This window comes from Sphingobium sp. RS1, from assembly GCF_056156825.1.
The window spans coordinates 574968-600000 of the sequence record NZ_JBLZXE010000003.1; the positions used below are offsets into that span (position 1 = coordinate 574968).

Here is a 25033-nt window from a genome sequence, read left to right on the forward strand (position 1 = left end):
ATGCTGTTATTGGCACGGTGTCTGGATTGGCTTTGCCAATTATTTGCGTCGGGCGCGCAGGATGAAGTGCGCCTCAACCAGCTGATCTCGCGCTGCGGCGCGCGGGAGCATCGCCACCCCTGATACAGGCGGGCCGATCCCATGCGGACCAGCCACACCTCGATCAGCGGCGTTCGGCCAGAGCCAGCCTTTTGGCGGTCGTCAGCGTCTGCTTGATGAACAGCAGGACCAGAATCGTGCCGGCAATGCCGACGAACACATCAAATCCCGATACCGCACCAAACCAGCCCGGCGCATAGCCCAGCAGCATCATCGCGATCGTCAACCCGATCAGCAACAGCCGCAATTCCGTGGGACCGGCGGCCAGATAGGACAGCTTGAACTCCCCCAGCACCCGCGCCGACAAATAGGCGTGGATCGACAGCAGCAGATAGCCGGCCAGCGCCACCAGCGCGACATCCATGCGGATATAGGGGCTGGCCCCCATGCCGGCGAGGATCAGCAGGGTCGCCAGCCCGTCGCAACTATGGTCGATGAAATAGCCGTAGGATGGGCGCTCGATCTTGCGATAGCGGGCCAGACTGCCGTCCATGGAATCGCCGAACCACTGCACCGCATAGCCGGCAATGGCGAGCCACAGCCAGTCGACGCCCCAGTTGCTCGCGGCATAGCCGGCGAAGATGGCGAAGGCGCCGGCCATGCCGATCCCGGTCAGCATATCGGGCGTCACCCAGCGCGGCATGCGCGCGCACAGCCAGTTGAGAAGGCGACGTTCCCCGACGGCCAGTATATTTTGCTGGATGCGGGCGATGGGTGGGGCCGTTGGGCCGGATGGCAATGACATGGGGCTTTATGACGGAAGCATGACGGTAAGACAATATTCGTTGCGCTGCACTCGGGAAATCCATTGCCTCTTTGCCCGCTTCGGGGCCAAAGGCGGCGCACGGGACGGCACGTCTCGCGGAGGATATGATGAGCAAGGACCGGCCCCAGGATCTACGCGACATAGTGGCGCGCATGGAACAGCGGCCGTCCAATCCGGTACGGCGCGCACGGTTGATGGTGGAGCAGGAAGTCCCGCCGGCGCGGCGCGGACCGGGATGGGACCGGCATTGGCGGGAACTGGAGGCTTATCTGGAAGAGGGCGTCGCATGGCGCATGCCGCAGGGGCTGGACGACGCCGCAACTGACGCAGACAAAAAAAGGGCCGATCCGAAGACCAGCCCGTAAAGTTTTTAGGAGAGGATGCCTGAAAGGCAGCTTCTTTCTGACCGATCCGTCTTTTTTCCGCAAGTGCGAACGACATGTTCGCAGTTGCAAAAATTGCATGCATAGCATTATGCAACGGTTTCCGTAGCGTCAGGAACGGAGCCTATCGATCTGACGATGGCGGCATTAACAGGGAATCGAGCCTACGACTCGGCGACTCGGTCTGTCCTACATGGCTGTTCCCAGCTATATGGGCCGATGGGCCATCGCCCCGCATTCGCAACATGATTTCCTATTCGGGACAGCAAATGTCAGGATCAGCGGGAAATGTGCGAAGTTAAGGCGGCGCAATCCTCTATCAGGCCCTGATCCGCAGGGTCGCAAGCGCCGCCACCAATAGCGTGACGGCGGCAAAGGCCATGGTCCAGATCGGGTCGCCGGGGAAGAAGGTCTTCATGACCGATCCCATGGCGGTGGCGACGAGCAGTTGCGGCACGACCACGAAGATGTTGAACACGCCCATGTAAACGCCCAGCTTGGCCTGCGGCAGGCTGGACGCCAGCATCGCGTAGGGCATGGCGAGGATGGAGGCCCAGGCAATGCCGATCCCCACTTCGCTCAGTAGCAGCAGATCGGGATCGCGCAGCACAAGGAAGCTGCCGAACCCTGCAGCGCCGGCAACCAGACACAGGGCATGGGTCCGCGCCTTGCCGATCCGCGCCGCGATCCAAGGCAGCAGGGTCAGTGCGGCAATCGCAGCCACGCCATTATAAACGGAAAACAATACCCCGACCCAATTGCCGCCGGTCTGATAGGCGGCGCTGGCGGGGTCGGCCGACCCGAACATATATTGGGCGACGACCGGTGTCGTATGAATCCACATGATGAACAGCGCCGACCAGCTGAAGAACTGGATCAGGGCCAGCTTGCGCATGATCGGCGGCATGCCGCCAATGTCGCCGACGATATGCCCCAGCATAGTGGCGCCCCGCCCGGCCCGTGCCAGCAGGATCGCGATCAGGCTGGCCAGGCCATAACCCGCCAGCAATGCGCCTAGCAGATAAACCTCCTTTTCCATCCCCATTTGCTCGACAAGCAGCGTGACGATCAGGCCCGCACCGATCCAGACGAAGCAGGGCGCGACGGCACGGGTGGACAGATCGGGCGCTACCGGCGCACTGTCCTCCGCATCGGCAAAGGCGCGCATCTGGTCCGGCGCATATTCGCGGGTCGTCAGCACTGTCCACAATACCGATGCGAACAGCGCCGCACCCCCGGCCCAGAAGCTGAAGCGCACCGTATCGGGCACCTGCCCTGCCGGCGCGACATTGGCGACGCCCAGATGGTCAAGCAGCCAGGGGAAGAGCGATCCCACCACCGCGCCCGCACCGATGAAAGCGGTCTGCACCGCGTACCCAACGGTGTGCTGGTCCTTGCGCAACATGTCGCCGACAAAGGCGCGGAAGGGTTCCATCGAGATATTGAGGCTGGCGTCGAGCAGCCAGAGCAGCAGCGCCGCCATCAGCAACCCGTCGCTTTGCGGCATGCCGAGCAGCGCGAGCGCGGACAGAATGGCCCCCAGCAGGAAATAGGGGCGCCGACGGCCAAGCCGGCCGAGCCAGGTGCGGTCGGACAGATGACCGATGATCGGCTGGACCAGCAACCCGGTCAGCGGCGCGGCGATCCAGAGGACGGACAGATTGTCGATGCTGGAACCAAGCGACTGAAAGACGCGGCTCATATTGGCATTCTGCAATGCGAAGCCGATCTGGATTCCGAAAAATCCGAAGCTGATATTCCACAGCCCGGCCAAGCCCTGTTTCGGCTTTTGCGTTGCCTGCATCATCCCTCTCCCGCACATATCGTGCCGGGCTTGCACGATGCGGGTCATGGGGCAAGTCATGTATACGAATTCATGCCGGATTGGCATTTGCAAATAAATCTAAGCTTCTGAAATAAATTACAATATTCTCAGGCAGGGTGTGCTTACGGTAGGTTAGATGCGATTGCGATCACGATAGCGCCCGAAATCGCACGGAAGGGGCTCGCGGAGGCTGGCCTTGGGCAGAATGCCTTGCATCAGCAGATTCTTGTGCACAGAATCGCTGTCATCCCCTTGTCGGCGAGCAGAGCTTTGGGTCTGGTGACGGGGATCGCCTCAGGGCATCAACAGTGCCATAATCGGAGGCTGCTCCGTCCGTCAGCACGAAGCCAGGAGGACATCCCTGATCGTCGCAACCGGCGTGAGCCTTGCCCGTAAAGCCGCCCCGTGATCGAGCAAAAGCCTGCGCACAAGGCCCCCTTTTCCACCCACGGCCCAAACATGGCCGCGAACAATGATGCTGTCGATCATCCGTCAGCCCAAGTTCGACCAATGTCGCGAGGATGCCATCCCACACGCCCTGTTCGGCCCAACGTCGAAACCGAACGTAGACCGAATTCCGCAAGCCATAGCGTTCATACATGTCACGCATGGACAACCGACCCGCAAAACATGCAGCATCCCGTTGAGAAAGCGGCAGTTGTCATTGGCAGGGCGGGATTTGCGCCACTCTTCGTCAGTTAGATCGCCGCGCGCTATCATCGCTCCCAGTTATCGCCCATGAAGGCGCCAGAAAGAGCAGGGCTCGGCATGAGCGAAGTGGCGCCGCAAACTGCTGCGTATCAAGGGATATGGGCTACCCCCGACGTTTTTTTTCTCCAGATCGATCAAGCGCAATCGGCATGGATTTTTCCAAATGCGCAAGGGCATAAGAACGAGGACAGATGCGGCAGAACGCCCGATTTGAGCGGCCTTCGCGATAAAAACATGCCAATCATACGCAAATACTATGTGTTCGATATTTTCCTGCTCTCGAATTCAAATGCGGCAATGGCCTAGTTGAAACGCTGCACACGACTCGGTGCCGCACCTCCTGCGGCGGGCGGCGCTGTGCGGGAGATTTACCATGCAGGACATCCTCTGGATCGGCCTCACCCTTGGCCTGCTGGCCGCAACACTGGGCTACGCAGCCCTGTGCGACAATGCATAAGGGGGCACGACCATGACTATCGACCTCTGGCTGGCCGCAGGCACTTCGGCCGGCCTTCTTCTCTATCTGGTGGCCGTGCTTGCACGCCCCGAACGCTTCTGAACGGGAGGCGACACTCATGACATTCCAAGGATGGATATTGATCCTGGGCTTTGTCGGCATATTGCTGGCATTGGTCAAACCCATGGGCCTTTGGCTCTTCGCGCTCTATGAAGGGCGCCGCACGCCATTGCACGCGGTCTTCGGTCCGATTGAGAGCGTTTTTTACAAGCTAGCTGGCATCGACCCGAACGAGGAGCAGGGCTGGCGCCGTTATGCGGTCCACATGCTGATCTTCAACGCCGGGCTGCTGCTGTTCACCTATGTGGTGCTGCGCTTGCAGGGCATGCTGCCGCTCAATGGTCTTGGCTATCCCGGCATCAGCGCGGACGGCGCGTTCAACACGGCCGTCAGCTTCACCACAAACACCAACTGGCAATGGTATTCGGGCGAGGCTGCGATGAGCAACCTCAGCCAGATGCTGGCGCTGACCATCCAGAACTTCCTGTCGGCGGCGACCGGCATTGCGCTGGCGTTCGCCCTGTTCCGCGGCTTTGCCCGGCGGGAAGCGAAGGGCATCGGCAATTTCTGGGCCGACATGACTCGCGTTACCCTGTACCTGCTGCTGCCGATCAGCATCGTCTATGCGATCTATCTGATCGCCAGCGGCGTGCCGCAGACCCTTGCCGCATCGGTCGATGTGACCACACTGGAAGGCGTCAAGCAGACGTTGGCGCTGGGGCCGGTGGCAAGCCAGGAAGCGATCAAGATGCTCGGCACCAATGGTGGCGGCTTCTTCAACGCCAACAGCGCACATCCGTTCGAGAATCCGTCGGCACTCACCAACCTGGTGCAGATGCTGTCGATCTTCCTGATCGGCGTGGGCCTTACCTATACGTTCGGCAAGGCTGTCGGCAATGTCCGTCAGGGCTGGGCGATCCTGGCCGCGATGATGACGATCTTCCTTGTCGGCGTCACCATCGTCTACTGGCAGGAGGCTGCCGGCAACCCGATCCTCCACAGTCTTGGCATCGCCGGGAGCAATATGGAGGGCAAGGAAGTCCGCTTCGGCATCGCTGCCTCGGCTCTCTTCTCAGTCGTCACCACGGCGGCGTCCTGCGGCGCGGTCAATGCGATGCATGACAGCTTCACGGCGCTGGGCGGCATGATCCCGCTGCTCAACATCCAGCTGGGTGAAGTCGTGATCGGTGGCGTCGGCGCAGGCATTTACGGCTTCCTGCTGTTCGCCATCCTGGCCGTGTTCGTCGCTGGCTTGATGGTTGGTCGCACGCCGGAATATGTCGGCAAGAAGATCGAAAGCCGGGAGGTGAAACTCGCTGTTCTAGCCATCGCGGTGCTGCCGCTCATTATCTTGGGCGGCACCGCCATCGCATCGGTACTGGACGTCGGCCTTGCAGGACCACTTAACAAGGGGCCGCACGGCTTCAGCGAAATCCTGTACGGCTTCACCAGCGCAGTCGGCAACAACGGCTCGGCCTTTGCCGGCCTGACGTCAGGCACGCCATTCTATAACGGCATGCTGGGCGTGGCGATGTGGATCGGTCGTTTCCTCGTCATCGTACCGATGCTGGCAATCGCCGGTGGCCTCGCCGCAAAGAAGTATACGCCCGAAACGGCAGGCAGCTTCCCGACGACCGGACCGCTGTGGACCGGCTTGCTGGTCGGCATCATTCTGATCGTAGGCGGCCTGACCTTCCTGCCCAGCCTCGCCCTTGGCCCCATCGCCGATCATGTCGCGATGATCAGCGGCCAGACTTTCTAACGAAGGATCGCGCGAAAAGTGGGCACCGGTTTTTCGCCCCAGCGATCCGACCAACAACATATATCGGAGCAAATATATGGCACGCACAGCGTCCAAATCGCTCTTCACCGCTGATCTGATCGTACCTGCGATCGGCGACGCATTTCGCAAAATCAATCCGAAAGAACTGATCCGTAATCCGGTGATGTTCACCACTGCCGTTGTGGCAGTTCTACTCACCATCCTGCTCGCCGTCGGGCAGGATGGGTTGACCACGGGCTTCAAGCTCCAACTGGTTATCTGGCTGTGGCTGACCGTCCTGTTCGGTACCTTTGCAGAAGCTATCGCCGAAGGGCGCGGCAAGGCACAGGCGGCCTCGCTTCGTGCGACCAAGGCTGAACTGACCGCCAAACGGCTGAAAGGGGACAGTCGCGAATATGAAAATGTTCCGGCCAGCGCGCTCAAGCTGGGCGATATCGTACTGGTCGAGACGGGCGATCTGATCCCGTCCGATGGCGAAGTCGTGCATGGCGTTGCTTCCGTGAATGAAGCCGCCATCACTGGCGAGTCTGCACCCGTCATTCGTGAGGCAGGCGGCGACCGTTCAGCCGTAACGGCAGGTACGCGCGTCATCTCCGATGAAATTCGGGTGCACGTGACCATCAATCCAGGGCAAGGCTTTCTCGATCGGATGATCGCGCTGGTCGAGGGCGCCGAACGGCAGAAGACGCCCAATGAGATCGCATTGACGCTGCTGCTGGTCGGACTAACGATCATTTTCCTGATCGCGGTCGGCACGATCCCCAGCTTCGCCAACTATGCCGGTGGATCGATCCCGGTCGCAATCCTGGCGGCGCTGCTCATCACGCTCATCCCCACGACCATCGCGGCGCTGCTGTCGGCGATCGGCATCGCCGGGATGGACCGCCTCGTTCGCTTCAACGTGCTGGCCAAATCAGGCCGGGCGGTGGAAGCTGCGGGCGACATCGACGTATTGTTGCTTGATAAAACGGGCACGATCACGGTCGGCGATCGACAGGCGACCGAGTTCCGTTCCGTTGGCGGCGCGAGCCAGGCGCAACTGGCAGAGGCGGCCCTGCTTGCCAGCCTTGCGGATGAAACGCCCGAGGGACGCTCGATTATGCTGCTGGCACGCGAAAAATTCGGTCAGACGGCCAACGCGCTACCTGAAGGCGCGGAGATCATTCCCTTCACCGCCCAGACCCGCATTTCCGGCGTGAAGACCAATGGTACGACCGTAATAAAGGGTGCGGTCGATTCCGTTCTCAAGGCGATGCCCGGTTCCGGACAGACCGATGCAGCGGATGAACTGCGCCGTATCACCGAAGAAATCGCGCGTGCAGGCGGCACGCCGCTAGCGGTGGCGAAGGATGGCGTTCTGTTGGGCGCTATTTTCCTCAAGGACATCGTCAAGGCTGGCATCCGCGAGCGTTTCGGCGAACTGCGCCAGATGGGCATTCGCACGGTGATGATCACCGGTGACAATCCGCTGACCGCAGCATCCATTGCCGCCGAAGCAGGCGTGGACGATTTCCTTGCCCAGGCTACACCGGAAGACAAGCTGGCCCTGATCCGCAAGGAACAGGAGGGCGGTCGTCTGGTCGCCATGTGCGGCGACGGCACGAACGATGCGCCTGCGCTGGCGCAAGCCGATGTCGGCGTGGCGATGAACACCGGCACGCAGGCGGCGCGCGAAGCGGGCAATATGGTCGATCTCGACAGTGACCCGACCAAGCTGATCGAGGTCGTGGGTCTGGGCAAGCAATTGCTGATGACGCGCGGCGCGCTCACAACCTTCTCCGTTGCCAATGACGTGGCCAAATATTTCGCGATCATCCCCGCCATGTTCGTGGTTCTGTATCCCGGCCTTGGCGTGCTGAACGTCATGGGGCTTGCCACGCCGCAAAGCGCGATCCTCTCTGCGATCATCTTCAACGCGCTGATCATCCCCTTCCTGGTTCCACTGGCGCTGAAGGGCGTCACCTATCGCCCGATCGGTGCCGGACCACTACTGGCGCGTAATCTCGCCATTTATGGCCTGGGCGGCCTCATCGCGCCCTTTGTGGGCATCAAGATCATCGATCTGGCCGTCAACGGCCTGGGCCTTGCCTGAGGAATATCATCATGAACAAGGACATACTCACATCGCTGCGGCCGGCTCTGGTCATGACGATCCTCTTCGCGGTCTTGCTGGGACTAGCCTATCCCCTTGCCCTCATCGCTATCGGGCAGGCGATCTTCCCGCGCCAGGCCAATGGCAGCCTGGTTGAACAGGATGGCAAGATTGTCGGGTCGGCGCTGATCGGACAGGGGTTCGCCTCCGATCGCTATTTCACTTCGCGGCCGTCGGCCGCTGGCAAGGGCTATGACGGCCTTGCCTCTTCCGGTTCCAACTTTGGCCCGGCGAACCAGGCGCTTGTCGAACGGGTGAAGGCAGATAGCGTAACGCTGAACAAGGCTAATCCCGGCAAGTCGATCCCCGTGGATCTGGTGACCGCGTCCGGTTCGGGCCTTGACCCCGACATCACGCCGGAGGCGGCCTATTATCAGGTCGATCGCATCGCGCGGGTGCGGACGATGGACGTCGCCAAGGTCAAGGCCCTCGTCGATCAGAATATCGATCAGCCCTTGTTCGGTCTCTTGGGTGAGCCTCGCGTCAATGTGCTGGAAATCAATCGACGTCTGGATCAGATCGGCGCTACCAAGTCTCGATGACCGATCCTGATCGCCGAGATCCCGAAGCCTTCCTGCGCCAGGCGGCGCAGGAAGGTCGTGGCCGCCTCAAGATATTCCTGGGGGCGGCACCCGGAGTCGGCAAGACTTATGAGATGCTCACCGACGGGATGCAGCGGCGCAAGGCCGGCATCGACGTCGTGGTCGGCGTTGTCGAAACCCATGGCCGCAGGGAGACTGAAGCGCTTCTGGTCGGTCATGAGATCATTCCACGGCAAATGATCGACCATATGGGACACAGACTTGGCGAGATGGACATCGACGCCATTCTCGAACGGCGGCCTGACCTCGTACTGGTGGATGAACTCGCCCATACAAACGCGTCAGGCAGCAGACATCCCAAGCGCTACCAGGATGTCGAGGAACTGCTCGATGCCGGCATCGACGTCTATTCGACGGTCAATATCCAACATGTCGAGAGCCTCAACGACGTCGTAGCCTCGTTCACCCGCGTGCGCGTACGTGAAACGGTGCCCGACACGATTCTCGAAATGGCCGAAATCGAGGTGGTTGACATTCCACCTGATGAGCTGATCGAGCGTCTGAAGGACGGCAAGGTCTATATTCCGCAGGAAGCGACGCGGGCGCTCAGCCATTTCTTCTCGAAATCCAATCTGACCGCGCTGCGGGAAATGGCGCTGCGCCGAGCAGCGCAGGCTGTCGATGCGCAGATGCTGGACTATGTCCGCGCGCATGCCTTGGCGGGCAGCTTCGCCGCGGGCGAACGCATCCTTGTCGCAATCAGCGAAATACCAAGCGCGCAGGGGCTGGTCCGTGCGGCCAAGCGGCTCGCAGATGCGCTCAAGGCGCCTTGGTCCGCTGTTCATATCGAGACGCAGCGAAGCCTGGCATTCACTCCTGAAGAGCGCGAACAACTGGCTGATACCATGGCGCTCGCCTCCCGATTGGGGGCTACGACCGCGACCATAGCCGCGCCATCGGTATTCGAAGGGTTACGCCACTATATCGGCGATGCGCGTGCGACCCAGATTGTTGTTGGCAAGTCTGCCCGCCCCTGGTGGTTCGAGATGCGCCATGGCTCGGTAGTCGATCGCCTGGTGCGCGAATTGGGCGACGTTGCCGTACATGTTTTGCCAGGCGACGATCCCGCCCGCAGTCCGCGAAACGCAACCAAGGTTATCGGCCAAGGCTGGGGCAGTCCGACCGATTATATCTGGTCGACCCTGATGATTGTCGGCATGACGGCACTTGGGCGACTTTTGATTGAGATTATCGATCTGGGCAACATCGCTTTGCTCTATCTGATACCGGTCATGTTCGCGGCGGCCAGCTTCAGCCTGCGCGCGGGCCTGTTCGCGGGAATATTGTCCAGCCTTGCCTACAACTTTTTCTTCTTGCCGCCCACCGGGACGCTGACCGTCAGCAATCCGGAAAATGTCATCAGCATTCTTGTGCTGCTGGGTGTGGCGATCGTGACAAGCCAGTTCGCTGCAAGAGTGCGCGCTCAGGCCGATCTGGCTCAGTCTAGCGCACGCCAAAATGCCGCGCTTGCCAGTTTTTCCCGCCAGCTGACCGCGTCGGCCAGCCAGGAGGAACTGATGCAGGCCATTTGCGCTGAAGTCTCTCGCCTGCTGTCCGTTCGCACCGTGCTGCTCCTGCCATCTCGCGATGGCCCGCAACTGTGCGCGGCTTTCCCCCCAGAAGATCGAATGGAACAGATCGAGAAAGCGGCAGCCCAATGGGCGATGGACAATGAGCAGCCTGCGGGACGAGGATCGTCGACGCTGACGGCGTCCGACTGGCTGTTCCATCCCCTGCGCACGACGCGGGGCGTGCTGGGTGTGCTGGGGCTGGCGCGTGAAGACGCCGGTGCGCCGCTCCGATCCGATCAAATACCCCTCCTCATGAGCTTGCTCGATCAGGCATCCATCGCTTTTGACCGCATGGCGCTGGAGGAGGAAATGCTTGAAGCGCGGCAAATCGGCGAGCGCGATCGGCTTCGGTCTGCGCTGCTGTCGTCAGTAAGCCATGATTTGAGGACGCCACTCACCACTATCATTTCAGGCATGCACGAGTTAAAGCGCCAACAGCCTTCGGATCTTCTCGATTCCGTGGCTGCCGAAGCCCAGCGGCTCAATCGCTTTGTCGCCAATCTTCTCGACATGGCGCGGGTTGAAGCAGGTGCTTTGCCACTCAAAGTCGAACCGACCGACCTGTTCGATGCGGTCGCCGGTGCGGTGCATGACACGCGGCAATCCCTGGTCGGGCACGAGGTCAAGGTCGACATTCTGCCTGACATCCCACTGGTGCGCCTGGACCCGACGCTATTGCATCATTGCCTCATTAACCTGCTCGACAATGCCGGGCGCTATGCCGATCCCGGAACGCCGGTCAGGGTCAAAGGCCGGCGATTGCCCGATACGATTACCCTGTCGGTGCTTGATGAAGGCCCTGGTATTCCTGTGGGGGGAAACGCGGGTCTTCGATACGTTCACCCGGCTCGAAGGTTCCGATCGCGTCAAGCATGGCACCGGCCTTGGGCTTGCGATCGTCAAGGGCTTTGCCGAAGCCATGGGCCTCACTGTATCTGCTTCAAACAATATTGAGCCATTTGGGGCCTGTTTCACCATCACCATACCGCAGGCGCTGATCATCACTGACTTGCCCCACGAGGACATATTATGAAATTCCGCCACAAGGTTCTGATCGTCGACGACGAGTCGAGCATCCGCAAACTGATCCAGGCGGCCCTGACACGCGCAGACTATGCGACGGTGGAGGCAGAGAATGCGCGTGAGGCGCTTGAGAGGCTGAAGGAAGAGCGACCCGATATCAGCCTACTCGATCTTGGCCTGCCCGATCGCGACGGCCTGGAACTTGTACCCCTATTCAAGCAGCATAGCGACACGACCTTGATCATCGTATCGGCTCGCGATGCCACGGATCAGAAAGTCGCGGCGCTCGATCTTGGTGCCGACGATTATCTCACAAAGCCTTTCGATACCGACGAACTGCTGGCGCGGGTGCGAGTTGCGCTCCGCAATCGCATGACCAAGGATGGCGGCGTATCGACCGTTCGCGCCGGGGATGTCGAGATCGACCTGATCGCGCGTACGGTCATCAAAGCCGGCAAGGAAGTGCATCTGACGCCCAAGGAATATGCCGTCCTCGGGCAACTGGCCAAATTTCCTGGCCGCGTCATCACCCATGAGCAAATCATGGCGCATGTTTGGCCCAACGAGAAAGAGCATCATGTGGAATATCTGCGCGTTCTGGTGCGCACGCTGCGGCAGAAGCTGGAAACAGACCCGCAGCGCCCCAGGATCATCGGGAATGAACTGGGAATTGGGTACAGACTACGCTTTAACGTGGAGGGAGAAACTGAGGAGTTCGCTCCCTAGGGCATAATCGGATCGCTCTGGCTCATACCCGGTGGCTGTGAAGCAGTTTGCGCATTCTTCGGTAGTGAAGCGTGGCAACGGCATCCCATAGCTCTGGGATGGTTCTCGCAGCAGCTTTTCGCAGGATGGCCTTGAGCTTCGAAAAGGCGTTTTCGATGGGATTGAAAGTCGGGGCTGTATGGCGGCAGGAACAGCATATGCGCTCCGGTGGCTTCTATGGCTTTACGGGCAGCAATGCCTTATGGGCAGCGGATGCCACGCCTTGCCTGCCCCCGCAGACGGGCCATCTTTGTTGAGGCGCCGGTCTCATCAACGAACACCAGCCGATCGGGATCGAGGTCAGGTTGCGCCTTGAACCATGCGCGTCGCCGCGCGAGAACGTCGGGCCGCTCCTGCTCGCAAACGTGTGCCGTTTTTTTTGACGGTCATGGAACGACGGTCGAGGAAGCGCCAGATGGTGCTCGGCGCGAAGACCGCGCCATGCCCTGATCCAAGCATCTCGGCCAGTTCGAATAGCGTGATGTCCACCTGCTCCTCGATCACGCCAAGAATGACATCGCGATAGCTTTCGATCCTGCGCGACCGCATGTCGCCGCCCGCCGCGATAGACCGCCATCAACCGCCGCGATCACCCGAAAACGAAGATCCTCCGAGATCGACTTTGTCATGCCAGACTAGCCTCCTCGTCCGGTTGGCATGTTGAATCAGATTTCAAGGCCCAAAGAAATCCTCAATGATTCTGTCAGATCGGATTATGCGCTAGCTTCGCCTGAAGAGCTTGGAACCCGTCAGCAATATGAAGCTGCCGACGCATAGACCGGTCACGCAACCGATCGTGGTCAGCCATTCCAGCAATCCGGGATCATCAGGCAGGGAGCGGGCTTTGATGCCATGTTGTGCCTGTCCCATCAGGCAGGCCAGCACGGTGATCGCAGCACCGATCAGGCGAACCCCGATATCGACGATGGTTATGTGAAATGTCATGCGGACGGCGGTACATCATACGGGCATTGGATTTCGAGAGTAGGAAGCGCGGCCGGGCGTAGGAATTTCCATATGCGGTGCTGGCGTATAGCGAATTTACTATGCTTCTTGCCTTTTGTCGCCCTCGAATTCCTATGCGGCTTTCCGCTACGCACCGCCAGTGCTCGACCGATCTTCCCACGCAGAAAAGAACCGCAGGCAGCGAGTTCGCACTTGGATTGTACGCTGGCTTGGTGCTCAGGGCGCGGGTAACCTTACTCTCTATATGGTTTCCGTCATGAGCGCAGCGGTGCTGATCATGAAATGGCTCGAATAGAGGGTCAAATTTCAACCTGAGACCCAAGTTCCACAACCCGGTTGGTGGGTAACTTGAAAAATTCCATCGGAGTCTCCGCGTTGCGCATCATCCATGCGAAGAGCTTCTCGCGCCAGATCGCCATGCCCGGCCGTGAAGATGGGATGAGCGTCTGGCGGCTCAGGAAATAGCTTGTATCGCTGATGTTGATTGGGGCGCCGCAACCTCCCACCGTTTTCATGGCAGCGGGAATATCGACATCTTCCATGAAACCATGGCGCCAGACGATACGGTAGAAACCCTCGCCCCAATTTGTAACCTCGGAGCGTCCGGCGAGCGGCAGATGGGGAACGCCCTCGGTCAGTATCGTCAGGATTATGACCCGCTCATGCAATATCTTGTTGTGCTTCACATTATGGAGCAGTGCCGGCGGCACGCCTTCGACCCGTGACGACAGGAAAATGGCGGTGCCTGGCACGCGCTTCAGCGAATGCGATATAGACTGAATGAACAGAGGCACCTCCATGGCGCCCTCGTTCATATAATGATGCATGATCTTGCGCCCCTTCGACCAGGTGGTGAGTGCAACGAAAGTCACGGCAGCGACCAGTAGCGGGAACCAGCCGCCATCGGGAATCTTGGTCGCGTTCGACGCGAAATAGGCACCGTCGATCAGCAGGAACAGGCCAGTGGTCGCGCCGGCAAGCCACGGGTTCCAGCGCCAGACACTGAAGGTCAGCACGCCCATCATGCAGGCTGTGATGACCATCGTGCCGGTGACCGCGATGCCATAGGCGGCGGCGAGGTTGCTCGATGACTTGAAGCCGATCACAAGCAGAAGAACAAAGCCGAGCAGCGCCCAGTTGACGAGCGGGACTGAAGCGCCCCGGCTTTTCAGGAGGCTCCAACTTGTGAGAAGGAGCATCCGTGATGAGCAAGACGACGAACAAATTTTCTCCTGAAGTCCGGGAGCGCGCGGTCCGTATGGTCGCGGAGCAGCGAGCTGAATATGGCTCGGAATGGGAAGTGATGAAGTCGATCGCGGCGAAGATCGGCTGCTCGCTGGAGACGCTGCGCCGCTGGTGCCGGGAGGAGGCGAGCCGACGAGCGGGACCAGCGGCGCTGGCTGCCGATGACCGTGAGCGGCTGAGATTGCTTGAGCGCGAAGTGAAGGAGTTGCGCCGGGCCAACGAGATTTTGCGCAAGGCATCAGCATATTTTGCGTTGGCGGAGCTCGACCGCCCCGGGAGATGATGATGGCGTTCATCGACGCCCATCGCGAGGATTTGGGGATCGAGCCGATCTGCCGCGAACTGGCGATCGCCCCTTCCTCCTACCATGAACATGCTGCACGCCGTGCCGATCCCGGGAGGCGTCCGGCACGTACCCGGCGCGATGAGGAGATCAGGGAGCAGATCAAGCGAGTCCATGAGGCCAGCTTCGGCCTCTATGGCGCACGCAAGGTCTGGCACCAGATGCGGCGTGACGGCATCATGGTGGCGAAATGCACGGTGGAACGATTGATGCGCGCCATGGGACTGGCGGGCGTCCGGCGTGGAAAGAAGACAGTCACCACTGTCAGCAACCCGAAGGCACCGTGTCCGCTGGACAAGGTCAATCGGGAGTTTCGCGTCAGCCGGCCCAACGCTCTGTGGGTTGTCGATTTCACCTACGTGCATACCTGGGCGGGCTTCGTCTATGTCGCATTTGTGATTGACGCTTTTGCCCGGCGGATTGTGGGGTGGAAGGTCAGCACGTCAGCCACTGCAGGCTTCGTTCTGGATGCCCTGGAGCAGGCGATTCATGCCCGCAGGCCAAGTCCCGATGATGGGCTGATCCATCATAGCGACAGGGGAGTTCAATACCTTGCGATGAACTATACCCAGCGCTTGGCCGAGGCCAAGCTCGTTCCCTCGGTGGGCAGCGTCGGCGATTCCTATGATAATGCATTAGCTGAGACGATCAACGGCCTTTACAAGGCCGAGGTCATCTGGCGGCAGCGGTCATGGCCAAGCGTTTCGGCCGTGGAAATGGCAACACTGCGCTGGGTCGATTGGTACAATAATCACCGGCTCTTCGGCCCTATCGGGCACATCCCGCCCGCTGAGGCCGAAGACAATTACTATGCAGCCCTCGAGAACCTCGATATGGCTGCATAGCCCAATGAAAACTGCCTCCTGAAAAGCCGGGGCGCTTCAGGACATAGATTTGTCCCGCAGCAGACGCGCTCGTATGGGCGATACGGATGCGTGGCAGGAAGCCAAGCTGGACCGCTTGTTGCGTCACCGAGAAAGCGCCGGAAATCACCGCCTGGCTTGCGATCACCGTCGCCATCGTCGCGAGGATGACGAGCGGCAGGCGCGCCCATTCAGGCGCCAGAAGGAAGAAGGGATTGGTCGCCGACGCAGGATTGTCGAGCAGTAAAGCGCCTTGGCCCATATAATTGAGCAACAGGCATGGGAAGGCCGCATAGAGCCAGGAGATGCTGATCGCCTTGCGGCCGAAATGGCCCATATCCGCATAGAGCGCTTCGGCCCCCGTCACCGCCAGCACCACTGAACCCAGCGCCAGGAAGGCGAGTTTCGGGTCGATCAAGAAGAAATGCACGGCCCAATAGGGGTTGATGATGCCGATGATCATGGGATGTCTGATGAGATTGATTACGCCCAGAACGGCCAGCGCCAGAAAATAGACGATCATGATCGGTCCAAACAACAGGCCAACCCTGGCGGTGCCATGTTTCTGGATCAGGAACAGGCCGATAAGGATGATCGTCGCGATCGGCAGGACATAGGCCTCGAACGCGCTGTTCACGACAGTCAGACCCTCCACGGCGGACAGGACCGACATGGCCGGAGTGATGATAGCGTCGCCGTAGAAGAGGGCCGTCGCCAGAACGCCCAGCATCGCGATGGCGGGCGTCCATTTCGTATCGCCCAGCTTGCGTGAGATGAGTGCCAGCAATGCCATGCTCCCGCCCTCGCCCTTATTGTCGGCCCGCATCACGATGAACACATATTTAAGCGTGACGAGCAGCGTCATCGTCCAGAAGATGAGAGAAAGCACGCCAAAGATATGATCTGGGTCCACGGCCAGTGGATGATGGCCGACAAAGCTCTCTTTCAGGGCGTAAATCGGGGAGGTGCCGATATCTCCGAATACCACGCCCAACGCGCCCAGCGCGAGGACAGGTAGTTTTCCGTGCGATCCGGTTTCATGCCCGAATGTTTCGCTCGGTTGTTCCGTCATCGACCTTCATGCTCGCCTTGTTGAAGGCACGCTATCGCACAAAGCCGCATTTTGTTTCTATATGAGCTTTTGACCGATTGCATATGAATTGCATATGTTTTGTCGAACCTGCGGTGAAACATGGCGAATCCTATGCAATCTCAACGCAAAGCGCCATTTCCTCCTCTCGAGTTTCTATGCTCCGATGCGTATTTGGAGCGCCTCTTCTGAAGAGGTGTTCGTCATGATCGCATGGCATGAAAAATTAAGAGCGCGGATTGGCCTCAGGATCGCTGGTATAGGATTTCTGGCGTCAGCCTGGATGGAATGCGAATGGCTGCAGAATATGGTTTTGGCCAGTCCGTCTGCCGAAGCATCCCCCCAGCGATGCCTGCTCGCCGCTGTCATGTTCGCCAGTGCGAACTTAGGGTTGCTCCTGACATTCGTAGGTGGGGGGCTGTGGAAGCCAGTGCCCGTATCGGATCGGTGGGCAACGCGCATACCGATGCCCGTGGTGCGTGAACTGGAGCCGGCCATGCTCATGATGACGACCGCTCGGGGAGGCAACAGCAATCAGGAAAGCAGAGACGCACATTATGACGGAGAAAGATCTCCAGTTCGTCATTCCCACCTACCGCCTGCGGGACGTGGGCGTAACAGTGGAAGCCTATGACGACAATTTCAGGCGAAGCGGGCAGACGGCGCCGATAATCGTCTTCGATGACAGTTCACTCGCCAATCATGACAAATATTTTGGCGCGCTGGAGCGCGTTAAGACCCACAATGATCTCTTTTACGTAGGACCAGCGGAAAAAGAGCAGTTCGTAGCCTATATCTGCCGACGCCTGCGTGACCGGAAGCTCGATGTTCTGGTTCGGAACCTCTTTCGTCCGAGCTATGGCGGCAATCGCAATTTCACGCTGATGTATACGCTGGGCGACCTCATGGTCAGTGCAGACGACGACATGCGCCCTTATGGCCTGATCGAGGACAGTCCAGAATCGCTGGCTCACGACGAAATCAGTCGTGGGAAGCTCATCCCGCGCGGCGCCAATGGACATACGCGCAAATCATACGACATCCTTCAGTCTTTCCACGACATACTGGGCAAGCCTGTCTGCGACGCTCCGCCCAATTATGAGCGCGGAGAGATGCTGCTGGACACGTCGATGCACCTGGAATCCAATACTTCGCTGGGCCTTTCACGCGAAAACTCGCTATTCATGCAGGAAGGCAGGCTGTCAAAGGGCGCCATCGTCAAAATGGCCCAGACATTTCGTACAGGGACCAATGATATCGACGCGGCTGATTATATCGACATGTTCCTGGAGGATCATGCGCGCACCGATGCCGAAGCACTGAACGACCTCTATGTGCTGGTGAATTTCCGACCATGTGTCACAACACGCAACTGGCGTATGGACTGCGGCGTGGCGGGTTATGACAACAGTACCGGCCTGCCGCCTTTTTTCCCCACCAGGCTGCGGTTCGAGGATTATATCTATCGGCTGTGGGTCCAGCAGCCAGGCATTGCCGCCGCACATGTCGATTCAGCACAGACCCACATCAAGAACAATTATATGCGCGAACCGCTGGCATCCGAATTGTTCAACGAATCGATCTGCACGCTCCTGAAAAAGAAGATCCGCACGACACTGCGCAAGATGGACGATGTCAGTATCTCCTTCGATTATGAAGGGTCGGTGACATTGGAAGACAGCCAGGAAATCCTCCATGGCGCCCAGAAGCTGCATAGCAAGGTGCTCAACGCCCAGACTTTAGCGCGCACGGACGAACGCAAGCAAGCCCTTGCCCTGTTCGCATCCAATCTCGCGCGAACTTTCTATGATTTCGAACCGGATTTCTTCCAGCAAAATGTCAGTCGCATGGTCGATGATGAGGTCGGCCTTATCCGCTCATCTCTGGAAATCTGGCCCACCCTTCTGGAGATCGTGTATTTTCGGAAGAAATGTCATTCGTTGCCCATGCAACGGGTGAAGGGATGCGCGGTAAGTGCGAAGAAGCGTGTGGAGCTACCCGCTCGCGTCGCAGCATAACAGGATAAGCGGCATCGCATCGGAAAATGTGATGCCGCCTGCTGCTTGAATATAATGAAAATACAATGGGATCGGCATTTACATCCTCTCGATATTAAATGTCGATCTGTCTTAGTTGATCCTCCTCGCTGGGCTGCGCCGAGCAGCCGGAGAATCTTCAAGAGGGCATCATGAAATTACTTTTTGTCGCGCCAATGTTCATGTTGGGCTCTGTGCCCATGGCTGCGTTCGCACAGGACGAGCAGACTTCCCCTGTTATCGTTTCGGCATCGGCGACGCTTGCTTCGGATTATCGATTCCGCGGCGTCTCACAGTCCGACAAAGCCATGGCCATTCAGGGCGGTCTTACGGTTTCGCATGAAAGTGGCTTATATGTCGGGACCTGGGCATCGAACCTTTCCGGCTGGGGTACATTTGGCGGGGCCAACATGGAACTGGATTTGATTGCCGGATATAAAATGCCGTTGGCGGACAATGCGACGCTCGATGTCGGCCTTACCTGGTATATGTACCCGAGCGGCGCTGACGACACGGATTTTGCAGAGCCCTATGTAAAGCTGAGCGAAACGACGGGTCCGCTGACCCTTACCGCTGGGGCCGCCTATGCCCCAAAACAATATGCGCTTGCCAATGTGGCCAATCACCCTGACAGCCGTGGCCAGAAACAGGATAATCTTTATCTTTGGGGTGATGGCGCCGCCGCGATCAGTGGAACCCCCTTCGCCGCAAAGGCACATATCGGCCATTCAAATGGTAATCCGGGGTTGGGGCCAAATGGCACCAGCGTTGCGCCGACCGGAGACTATTGGGATTGGTCGCTCGGTTTGGAGGCGACCTGGAAAAACCTGACGTTCAACGTCTCCTATATCGACACCGATATCTCGAAGCGAGAAGCCTCACTGCTTCAGCCCAATTTCAGCAAAGGGCAGGATGGCATCGGCTCCATTGCTGACGGAACGATGGTCATATCTTTGACCGCCGCATTTTGATCGCGAAACTGGCTCGGACATTGATGATCTGAGCCAGTTCACTATGGTAGCTATGAATAGCCCCTAGGCTCAGGACCTATTAAATTGCTTGCGATGATGAGGATCGGTTGATTCAATGGCGTGGCGAGGAGGCGCTGCCATGAGTGATCTGATCTGGTTGTCGGAGGCGCAGATGCGCCGGATCGAGCCGTATTTCCCACTGTCGCACGGCGTGCCACGGGTGGATGATCGTCGGATCATCAGCGGCATCATCTTCGTCATCAGGAACGGCTTGCGATGGCGCGATGCGCCCGCCGATTATGGTCCGCCGAAGACGATCTATAATCGCTTCATCCGGTGGAGCCGGCTCGGGGTGTTCAACAAGATCTTCTCCGCCCTTTCCGCGCAAGGCGGCAAGCCCGACCAGTTGATGATCGATGCGACCCACCTGAAGGCGCACCGGACAGCGGCCAGCCTGCTTAAAAAGGGGCTGTTCCCAGACGTATCGGACGCACCAAAGGCGGCCTGAACTCGAAGCTCCATGCCGTATGCGACGACAAGGGCAGACCGCTGGTCATGCTGCTGAGCGAGGGCCAGATGAGCGACTACAAGGGAGCAGCCCTGATGCTCGACGCTTTGCCCCGCGCCAAAGTCCTGCTCGGCGATCGAGGTTATGACGCCGACTGGTTCCGCAACGCGCTCGCCGAACGCAACATCGCGGCCTGCATCCCGTCAAAGAGGAACCGGAAGATCCCGATCCCGCACAATGCCATGCTCTATCGCCAGCGCCACAAGATCGAAAATATGTTCGGCAGGCTCAAAGACTGGCGGCGCATCCATACCCGCTACGATCGATGCGCTCACACATTCATGTCCGCCATCTGTATCGCTGCAACCGTCATCTTCTGGATCAATCAATGAGTCCTGATCTTAGTTTTCTAGACGGCTTGAGCCATCAAAGCCTGCTGCCGTCCGAAGTCGACGGGCGGCAGAATGGGATTGGATCGAGCCCTATTTGCCAGCACCTTGTCATGTGGGACGGCGCTGGCCGATGGGGGAGATCATCGAGGGGATTTCCTATCTGTTGCGAGCCGGATGCCCATGGCGGCTATTGCCCGACAGTTTTCCGCCATAGCGCACGGTCTAGCGATGGTTCTGCGCCCTGCGTGACGAGGGGCTGTTCGAGAGCCTGAACCGCCATCTGGTCCAGATCGACCGTATCCGAGCAGGGCGGGAGCCGGTGCCATCAGCGGCGGTCATTGACAGCCAAAGCGTGAAAACGACCGAAGCGGGTGGGCCGCGTGGCTATGATGCAGGCAAGAAGATCATGGGCCGCAAACGGCACGCCATGGTCGATACAGATGGCCGGACACTCGCCTTGCTGGTCCATAGCGCTGATGTGCAGGATCGCGATGGCGCTGTGCCGCTGCTCAAGCAATCGCGCCAACGCCACCCTTGCGTTGAACAGATCTTCGCTGACAGCGCCTACAATAGCGACCGCGTCCGCAACGCTACCGCCATGACCGCCGAAATCGTCCGGAAATTCGCCGATCAAACCGGCTTTGTCGTCCATCCAAGGCGATGGGTCGTCGAACGAACCTTCGCATAGATCAATCGAAACCGACGCCTCGCCAAAGACTTCGAGCGAACCATAAAATCCGCGACTGCTCTGCTATATGCCGCAGCAGCCATCGTCCTTATCCGCCGCATCGTTCGTTACGCATGAGATTCAAGACAGGCCCTAAACATCTCAATGTAATCGAACACGTCCTGCCGGGCTTCTTGACATGTTTTATAGGTGCGTCGGCAGCTACGAAAATGTGGGGAAGTTTTGGCGCTTACCCGCTTATAATTCGGCGGGCTCTTGTTTGTAACGAAAACCGGATTTGAAACGACGACCGTCTGCATATGCGCCTGACGAGACGGCAGCACAAAAGGCAGCCCTTAGGACCGTTCGGCTGCCGACATCGGATTTTACGACTGCTTGAATTAGCAACCTCCTGGTTGCGGGAGTAGGATTTGAACCTACGACCTTCAGGTTATGAGCCTGACGAGCTACCGGGCTGCTCCATCCCGCGACGTTACACTACTTGTGTAGCAGTGTGATTGAAGCACAAAAAGGCGGTTACTTATGAACCGCCTTTTTATGTAATCATGAATGGGTTTTAGATATATGCGCGAGCTACAATGCCTGGCGACGCCCTACTCTTCCAGTGCTTGAGCAATAGTACCATCGGCGCAGACTGGTTTCACGGCCGAGTTCGGGATGGGATCGGGTGGGTCACAGACGCTATGGTCACCAAGCAATGAAGCTTGCGCATATAAGGGTTTTAATCGGTGCCGTGCACATGAGTGTTTGCTTGTCAAACACGGCAACAGCCGCGTTTTCATTTTCACTTGAGAAAATGAACGTTCAAACAACTTAGTAGATCTGGCTTGTTTTATAACCGCCATTTTCAACGTCTGCGCTGGTGCTTTGTCCAGTGCTGTTGTTGATGGTGGGACTCTGCGGTTCATAAGAACCGTTTAAGCGTGATCAGAGCAATTAGGACTGGTTAGCTCCATGCGTTACCGCACTTCCACATCCAGCCTATCAACGTCGTGGTCTACGACGGCTCGAAGAAATCTTATCTTGAGGGAGGCTTCCCGCTTAGATGCTTTCAGCGGTTATCCCGTCCATACATAGCTACCCTGCTGCGCCACTGGCGTGACGACAGGTACACCAGAGGTATGTTCAACCCGGTCCTCTCGTACTAGGGTCAACTCCTCTCAAATTTCGACGCCCACGGCAGATAGGGACCAAACTGTCTCGCGACGTTCTGAACCCAGCTCACGTACCACTTTAATTGGCGAACAGCCAAACCCTTGGGACCTGCTCCAGCCCCAGGATGTGATGAGCCGACATCGAGGTGCCAAACGATTCCGTCGATATGAGCTCTTGGGAATCATCAGCCTGTTATCCCCGGCGTACCTTTTATCCGTTGAGCGATGGCCCTTCCACGAGGGACCACCGGATCACTATGACCGACTTTCGTCTCTGCTCGACTTGTCAGTCTCGCAGTCAGGCGGGCTTATGCCATTGCACTCTAACAGACGGTTTCCAACCGTCCTGAGCCCACCATCGCGCGCCTCCGTTACTCTTTAGGAGGCGACCGCCCCAGTCAAACTACCCGCCACAGAGGGTCCCTGCACCGGATAACGGTGCGAGGTTAGACATCAGAAAACAACAGGGTGGTATTTCACCTATGGCTCCACGACAACTGGCGTCATCGCTTCAAAGCCTCCCACCTATGCTACACAGTTCTTTCCTAATGCCACTCTGAAGCTGCAGTAAAGGTGCACGGGGTCTTTCCGTCTAACCGCGGGTACTCCGCATCTTCACGGAGAATTCAATTTCGCTGAGCATATCCTGGAGACAGTGGGGAAGTCGTTACGCCATTCGTGCAGGTCGGAACTTACCCGACAAGGAATTTCGCTACCTTAGGACCGTTATAGTTACGGCCGCCGTTTACCTGGGCTTCAATTCAGAGCTTGCACTCCTCCTCTTAACCTTCAGGCACCGGGCAGGCGTCAGGCCCTATACGTCGTCTTGAAGCCGACTTAGCAGAGCCCTGTGTTTTTGCTAAACAGTCGCTACCCCCTGGCCTGTGCCCCCCATCAGTGCTTGCGCATAGATGGGGCCTCCTTCTTCCGAAGGTACGGAGGCAATTTGCCGAGTTCCTTCAGGATACTTCTCTCAAACGCCTTGGTATACTCTACCATTCCACCTGTGTCGGTTTAGGGTACGGTCTATACGGTGGGGCTATTTCCTGGGACACCTTCCCAGCCAGGAGCAATCCAATAAGCCCTGACCAGTTACGGCATCCGTCACACACCACCAGGCCCACGAATATTAACGTGGTTCCCATCGACTACCCCCTTCGGGCTCGTCTTAGGGGCCGGCTTACCCTGCTCAGATTAGCTTTAAGCAGGAACCCTTGGAATTTCGGCGACAGTGCATCTCACACTGTTAATCGCTACTCATGTCTGCATTCGCACTTCCGATACCTCCACGGTCGGTTACCCTTCCGCTTCAACGGCCTACGGAACGCTCCGCTACCGCTCAGTCAAAGACTGAACCCTAAGCTTCGGTGCACGTCTTGAGCCCCGTTACATCTTCGCCGCAGGATCTCTTGTTTAGACCAGTGAGCTGTTACGCTTTCTTTAAAGGATGGCTGCTTCTAAGCCAACCTCCTGGTTGTTTTGGAAATCCCACATGCTTTCCCACTTAGACGTGACTTGGGGACCTTAGCTGTAGGTTAGGGCTGTTTCCCTTTTGACGACGGACCTTAGCACCCGCCGTCTGTCTGCCGAACTAGACTCGTTGGTATTCGGAGTTTGGTTAGAATTGGTAGATCTCGCGACCCCCGCATCCATCCAGTGCTCTACCCCCAACGGCAAATATTCGACGCTCTACCTCAATAGATTTCGCGGAGAACCAGCTATTTCCCGGCTTGATTGGCCTTTCACCCCTAAGCACAACTCATCCGACAATTTTTCAACATTGAACGGTTCGGTCCTCCAGTGCGTGTTACCGCACCTTCAACCTGGTCATGCATAGATCGCCGGGTTTCGGGTCTAATGCATCAAACTATGGTCGCCCTATTCAGACTCGCTTTCGCTGCGCCTACACCTAACGGCTTAAGCTTGCTTGATACACTAAGTCACAGACCCATTATGCAAGAGGTACGCGGTCAGGTCTCAAGGACCCTCCCACTGCTTGTAGGCATCCGGTTTCAGGTACTGTTTCACTCCCCTCATCGGGGTGCTTTTCACCTTTCCCTCACGGTACTGGTTCACTATCGGTCATGTACGAGTATTTAGGCTTGGAGGGTGGTCCCCCCATGTTCAGACAGAGTTTCACGTGCTCCGCCCTACTCAAGTCCTGAGATATCATTTTCGCATACGGGGCTGTCACCCGCTATGGCCGAACTTTCCAGATCGTTCTGCTAACTATATCCCAGGCACTGGCCTGGTCCGCGTTCGCTCGCCACTACTAACGGAATCTCGGTTGATGTCTTTTCCTCCGGGTACTGAGATGTTTCAGTTCTCCGGGTTCGCTTCACCAAAGCCTATTTTATTCAGCTTAGTGATACCTCTTCCATTTAACTACGCTGCCGGCCAAATCCGAAGATCAACACCGACTACGGAATTAAATGGTGAAGGTGGGTTGTCCCATTCGGAAATCGCGGGATCAAAGCCTGCTCACGGCTCCCCCACGCTTATCGCAGCGTGCCACGTCCTTCATCGCCTGTACATGCCAAGGCATTCACCAGATGCCCTTACCTCACGCTTGAGAGTCCA

Annotated in this window: 16 protein-coding genes, 1 tRNA gene, 2 rRNA genes, 5 pseudogenes and 1 other annotated feature; of the genes and pseudogenes, 14 read left to right on the plus strand and 10 right to left on the minus strand. The window is 58.2% G+C overall.

Features of this window, described 5'->3' with window-relative positions:
* Positions 1 to 163: 163 nt before the first annotated feature.
* Positions 164 to 844, minus strand: a complete 681-nt coding sequence (locus ACNHGR_RS22520) for a CDP-alcohol phosphatidyltransferase family protein (RefSeq protein ID WP_184273319.1) — start codon at positions 842 to 844, stop codon at positions 164 to 166.
* 128 nt (positions 845 to 972) lie between these two features.
* On the opposite strand from ACNHGR_RS22520, the gene ACNHGR_RS22525 reads away from it, so the two are divergent.
* A complete protein-coding gene (locus ACNHGR_RS22525) occupies positions 973 to 1230 on the plus strand; it encodes a hypothetical protein (protein ID WP_475289099.1) in 258 nt (85 codons plus the stop codon).
* A 337-nt stretch (positions 1231 to 1567) separates the two neighbouring features.
* On the opposite strand, the gene ACNHGR_RS22530 is transcribed toward ACNHGR_RS22525, so the two are convergent.
* The gene (locus tag ACNHGR_RS22530) at positions 1568 to 3055 is read right to left on the minus strand and encodes an MFS transporter (RefSeq protein WP_475289496.1); all 1488 of its coding nucleotides are present in this window, start codon (positions 3053 to 3055) and stop codon (positions 1568 to 1570) included.
* A gap of 786 nt (positions 3056 to 3841) precedes the next feature.
* Here ACNHGR_RS22530 and ACNHGR_RS22535 point away from each other — a divergent pair.
* From ACNHGR_RS22535 to ACNHGR_RS22570, 8 genes and pseudogenes are all read left to right on the plus strand, one after another.
* Positions 3842 to 4090: a hypothetical protein gene (locus tag ACNHGR_RS22535; protein ID WP_184273325.1), complete on the plus strand. Its 249-nt coding sequence runs from the start codon at positions 3842 to 3844 to the stop codon at positions 4088 to 4090.
* Positions 4091 to 4112: 22 nt separating this feature from the next.
* Positions 4113 to 4241 (plus strand): hypothetical protein, encoded by a 129-nt coding sequence (locus ACNHGR_RS22540; protein ID WP_475289101.1) that lies wholly within the window; start codon positions 4113 to 4115, stop codon positions 4239 to 4241.
* A gap of 12 nt (positions 4242 to 4253) precedes the next feature.
* Entirely contained in the window at positions 4254 to 4343 is a 90-nt protein-coding gene (locus ACNHGR_RS22545) for a potassium-transporting ATPase subunit F (protein ID WP_184273328.1), read from the plus strand.
* A 16-nt stretch (positions 4344 to 4359) separates the two neighbouring features.
* Entirely contained in the window at positions 4360 to 6063 is a 1704-nt protein-coding gene (gene kdpA / locus ACNHGR_RS22550; protein WP_475289103.1) for a potassium-transporting ATPase subunit KdpA, read from the plus strand.
* A 76-nt stretch (positions 6064 to 6139) separates the two neighbouring features.
* On the plus strand, positions 6140 to 8176 hold the full coding sequence (kdpB, locus tag ACNHGR_RS22555) for a potassium-transporting ATPase subunit KdpB (RefSeq protein WP_184273334.1): 2037 nt from the start codon (positions 6140 to 6142) through the stop codon (positions 8174 to 8176).
* An 11-nt stretch (positions 8177 to 8187) separates the two neighbouring features.
* Positions 8188 to 8778, plus strand: coding sequence for a potassium-transporting ATPase subunit KdpC (kdpC, locus tag ACNHGR_RS22560; protein WP_475289106.1), 591 nt, complete (start codon positions 8188 to 8190; stop codon positions 8776 to 8778).
* A pseudogene (locus ACNHGR_RS22565) lies at positions 8775 to 11442 on the plus strand (DUF4118 domain-containing protein). The gene kdpC and the pseudogene ACNHGR_RS22565 overlap by 4 nt, the downstream one beginning before the upstream one ends.
* On the plus strand, positions 11439 to 12158 hold the full coding sequence (locus tag ACNHGR_RS22570; RefSeq protein ID WP_184274807.1) for a response regulator transcription factor: 720 nt from the start codon (positions 11439 to 11441) through the stop codon (positions 12156 to 12158). The pseudogene ACNHGR_RS22565 and the gene ACNHGR_RS22570 overlap by 4 nt, the downstream one beginning before the upstream one ends.
* On the opposite strand, the pseudogene ACNHGR_RS22575 reads toward ACNHGR_RS22570, so the two are convergent.
* The 4 genes and pseudogenes from ACNHGR_RS22575 to ACNHGR_RS22590 all read right to left on the minus strand — a co-directional run.
* Positions 12114 to 12577, minus strand: a pseudogene (locus tag ACNHGR_RS22575) (transposase); the annotation flags it as partial. The gene ACNHGR_RS22570 and the pseudogene ACNHGR_RS22575 sit on opposite strands and share 45 nt — an antisense overlap.
* Positions 12498 to 12746 carry a hypothetical protein gene (locus tag ACNHGR_RS22580; RefSeq protein WP_475289108.1) on the minus strand — a complete coding sequence of 83 codons (249 nt, stop codon included), beginning with the start codon at positions 12744 to 12746 and terminating at the stop codon, positions 12498 to 12500. The gene ACNHGR_RS22580 and the pseudogene ACNHGR_RS22575, both read right to left, overlap by 80 nt.
* Positions 12747 to 12917: 171 nt before the next feature.
* On the minus strand, positions 12918 to 13142 hold the full coding sequence (locus tag ACNHGR_RS22585) for a hypothetical protein (protein ID WP_475289110.1): 225 nt from the start codon (positions 13140 to 13142) through the stop codon (positions 12918 to 12920).
* Positions 13143 to 13462: 320 nt separating this feature from the next.
* Positions 13463 to 14314 (minus strand): annotated as a pseudogene (locus tag ACNHGR_RS22590) (KUP/HAK/KT family potassium transporter); the annotation flags it as partial.
* A 53-nt stretch (positions 14315 to 14367) separates the two neighbouring features.
* Here ACNHGR_RS22590 and ACNHGR_RS22595 point away from each other — a divergent pair.
* Positions 14368 to 15596, plus strand: a protein-coding gene (locus tag ACNHGR_RS22595; RefSeq protein ID WP_475284053.1) for an IS3 family transposase whose coding sequence is annotated in 2 segments (ribosomal slippage) — positions 14368 to 14656 and positions 14656 to 15596 — 1230 coding nt in all. Because the reading frame shifts where the segments join, the coding sequence is not laid out codon by codon here.
* Positions 14649 to 14765, plus strand: a sequence feature (AL1L pseudoknot). It overlaps the preceding gene by 117 nt.
* 40 nt (positions 15597 to 15636) lie before the next feature.
* Here the strand turns inward: ACNHGR_RS22595 and ACNHGR_RS22600 are convergent.
* Positions 15637 to 16686: pseudogene (locus tag ACNHGR_RS22600) on the minus strand (KUP/HAK/KT family potassium transporter); the annotation flags it as partial.
* A 575-nt stretch (positions 16687 to 17261) separates the two neighbouring features.
* Between ACNHGR_RS22600 and ACNHGR_RS22605 the strand changes: the two are divergent.
* The 4 genes and pseudogenes from ACNHGR_RS22605 to ACNHGR_RS22620 all read left to right on the plus strand — a co-directional run.
* Positions 17262 to 18722, plus strand: a complete 1461-nt coding sequence (locus ACNHGR_RS22605) for a hypothetical protein (protein ID WP_475289112.1) — start codon at positions 17262 to 17264, stop codon at positions 18720 to 18722.
* Positions 18723 to 18892: 170 nt separating this feature from the next.
* Complete coding sequence (locus tag ACNHGR_RS22610) at positions 18893 to 19711, plus strand: TorF family putative porin (protein ID WP_475289114.1); 819 nt, start codon at positions 18893 to 18895, stop codon at positions 19709 to 19711.
* A gap of 139 nt (positions 19712 to 19850) precedes the next feature.
* Positions 19851 to 20611, plus strand: a protein-coding gene (locus ACNHGR_RS22615; RefSeq protein WP_475285579.1) for an IS5 family transposase whose coding sequence is annotated in 2 segments (ribosomal slippage) — positions 19851 to 20184 and positions 20184 to 20611 — 762 coding nt in all. Because the reading frame shifts where the segments join, the coding sequence is not laid out codon by codon here.
* Between the two features lie 67 nt (positions 20612 to 20678).
* Positions 20679 to 21416: pseudogene (locus ACNHGR_RS22620) on the plus strand (IS5 family transposase); the annotation flags it as partial.
* A gap of 275 nt (positions 21417 to 21691) precedes the next feature.
* Here the strand turns inward: ACNHGR_RS22620 and ACNHGR_RS22625 are convergent.
* The 3 genes from ACNHGR_RS22625 to ACNHGR_RS22635 form a co-directional block, all read right to left on the minus strand.
* A tRNA-Met gene (locus ACNHGR_RS22625) sits at positions 21692 to 21768 on the minus strand.
* Positions 21769 to 21879: 111 nt separating this feature from the next.
* Positions 21880 to 21994: ribosomal RNA gene (gene rrf, locus ACNHGR_RS22630) — 5S ribosomal RNA — on the minus strand.
* 222 nt (positions 21995 to 22216) lie between these two features.
* Positions 22217 to 25024 (minus strand): 23S ribosomal RNA (locus ACNHGR_RS22635).
* Positions 25025 to 25033: the final 9 nt, after the last annotated feature.

Bases quoted from the DNA above. Each gene is read 5' to 3' on its own strand.
- ACNHGR_RS22610 (WP_475289114.1), top strand. From the start codon at position 18,893: ATGAAATTACTTTTTGTCGCGCCAATGTTCATGTTGGGCTCTGTGCCC.
- kdpB (WP_184273334.1), top strand. From the start codon at position 6,140: ATGGCACGCACAGCGTCCAAATCGCTCTTCACCGCTGATCTGATCGTA.
- ACNHGR_RS22530 (WP_475289496.1), bottom strand. From the start codon at position 3,055: ATGATGCAGGCAACGCAAAAGCCGAAACAGGGCTTGGCCGGGCTGTGG.
- ACNHGR_RS22570 (WP_184274807.1), top strand. From the start codon at position 11,439: ATGAAATTCCGCCACAAGGTTCTGATCGTCGACGACGAGTCGAGCATC.
- kdpA (WP_475289103.1), top strand. From the start codon at position 4,360: ATGACATTCCAAGGATGGATATTGATCCTGGGCTTTGTCGGCATATTG.
- ACNHGR_RS22580 (WP_475289108.1), bottom strand. From the start codon at position 12,746: ATGCGGTCGCGCAGGATCGAAAGCTATCGCGATGTCATTCTTGGCGTG.
- kdpC (WP_475289106.1), top strand. From the start codon at position 8,188: ATGAACAAGGACATACTCACATCGCTGCGGCCGGCTCTGGTCATGACG.
- ACNHGR_RS22585 (WP_475289110.1), bottom strand. From the start codon at position 13,142: ATGACATTTCACATAACCATCGTCGATATCGGGGTTCGCCTGATCGGT.
- ACNHGR_RS22520 (WP_184273319.1), bottom strand. From the start codon at position 844: ATGTCATTGCCATCCGGCCCAACGGCCCCACCCATCGCCCGCATCCAG.
- ACNHGR_RS22605 (WP_475289112.1), top strand. From the start codon at position 17,262: ATGACGGAGAAAGATCTCCAGTTCGTCATTCCCACCTACCGCCTGCGG.
- ACNHGR_RS22525 (WP_475289099.1), top strand. From the start codon at position 973: ATGAGCAAGGACCGGCCCCAGGATCTACGCGACATAGTGGCGCGCATG.
- ACNHGR_RS22545 (WP_184273328.1), top strand. From the start codon at position 4,254: ATGACTATCGACCTCTGGCTGGCCGCAGGCACTTCGGCCGGCCTTCTT.
- ACNHGR_RS22535 (WP_184273325.1), top strand. From the start codon at position 3,842: ATGAGCGAAGTGGCGCCGCAAACTGCTGCGTATCAAGGGATATGGGCT.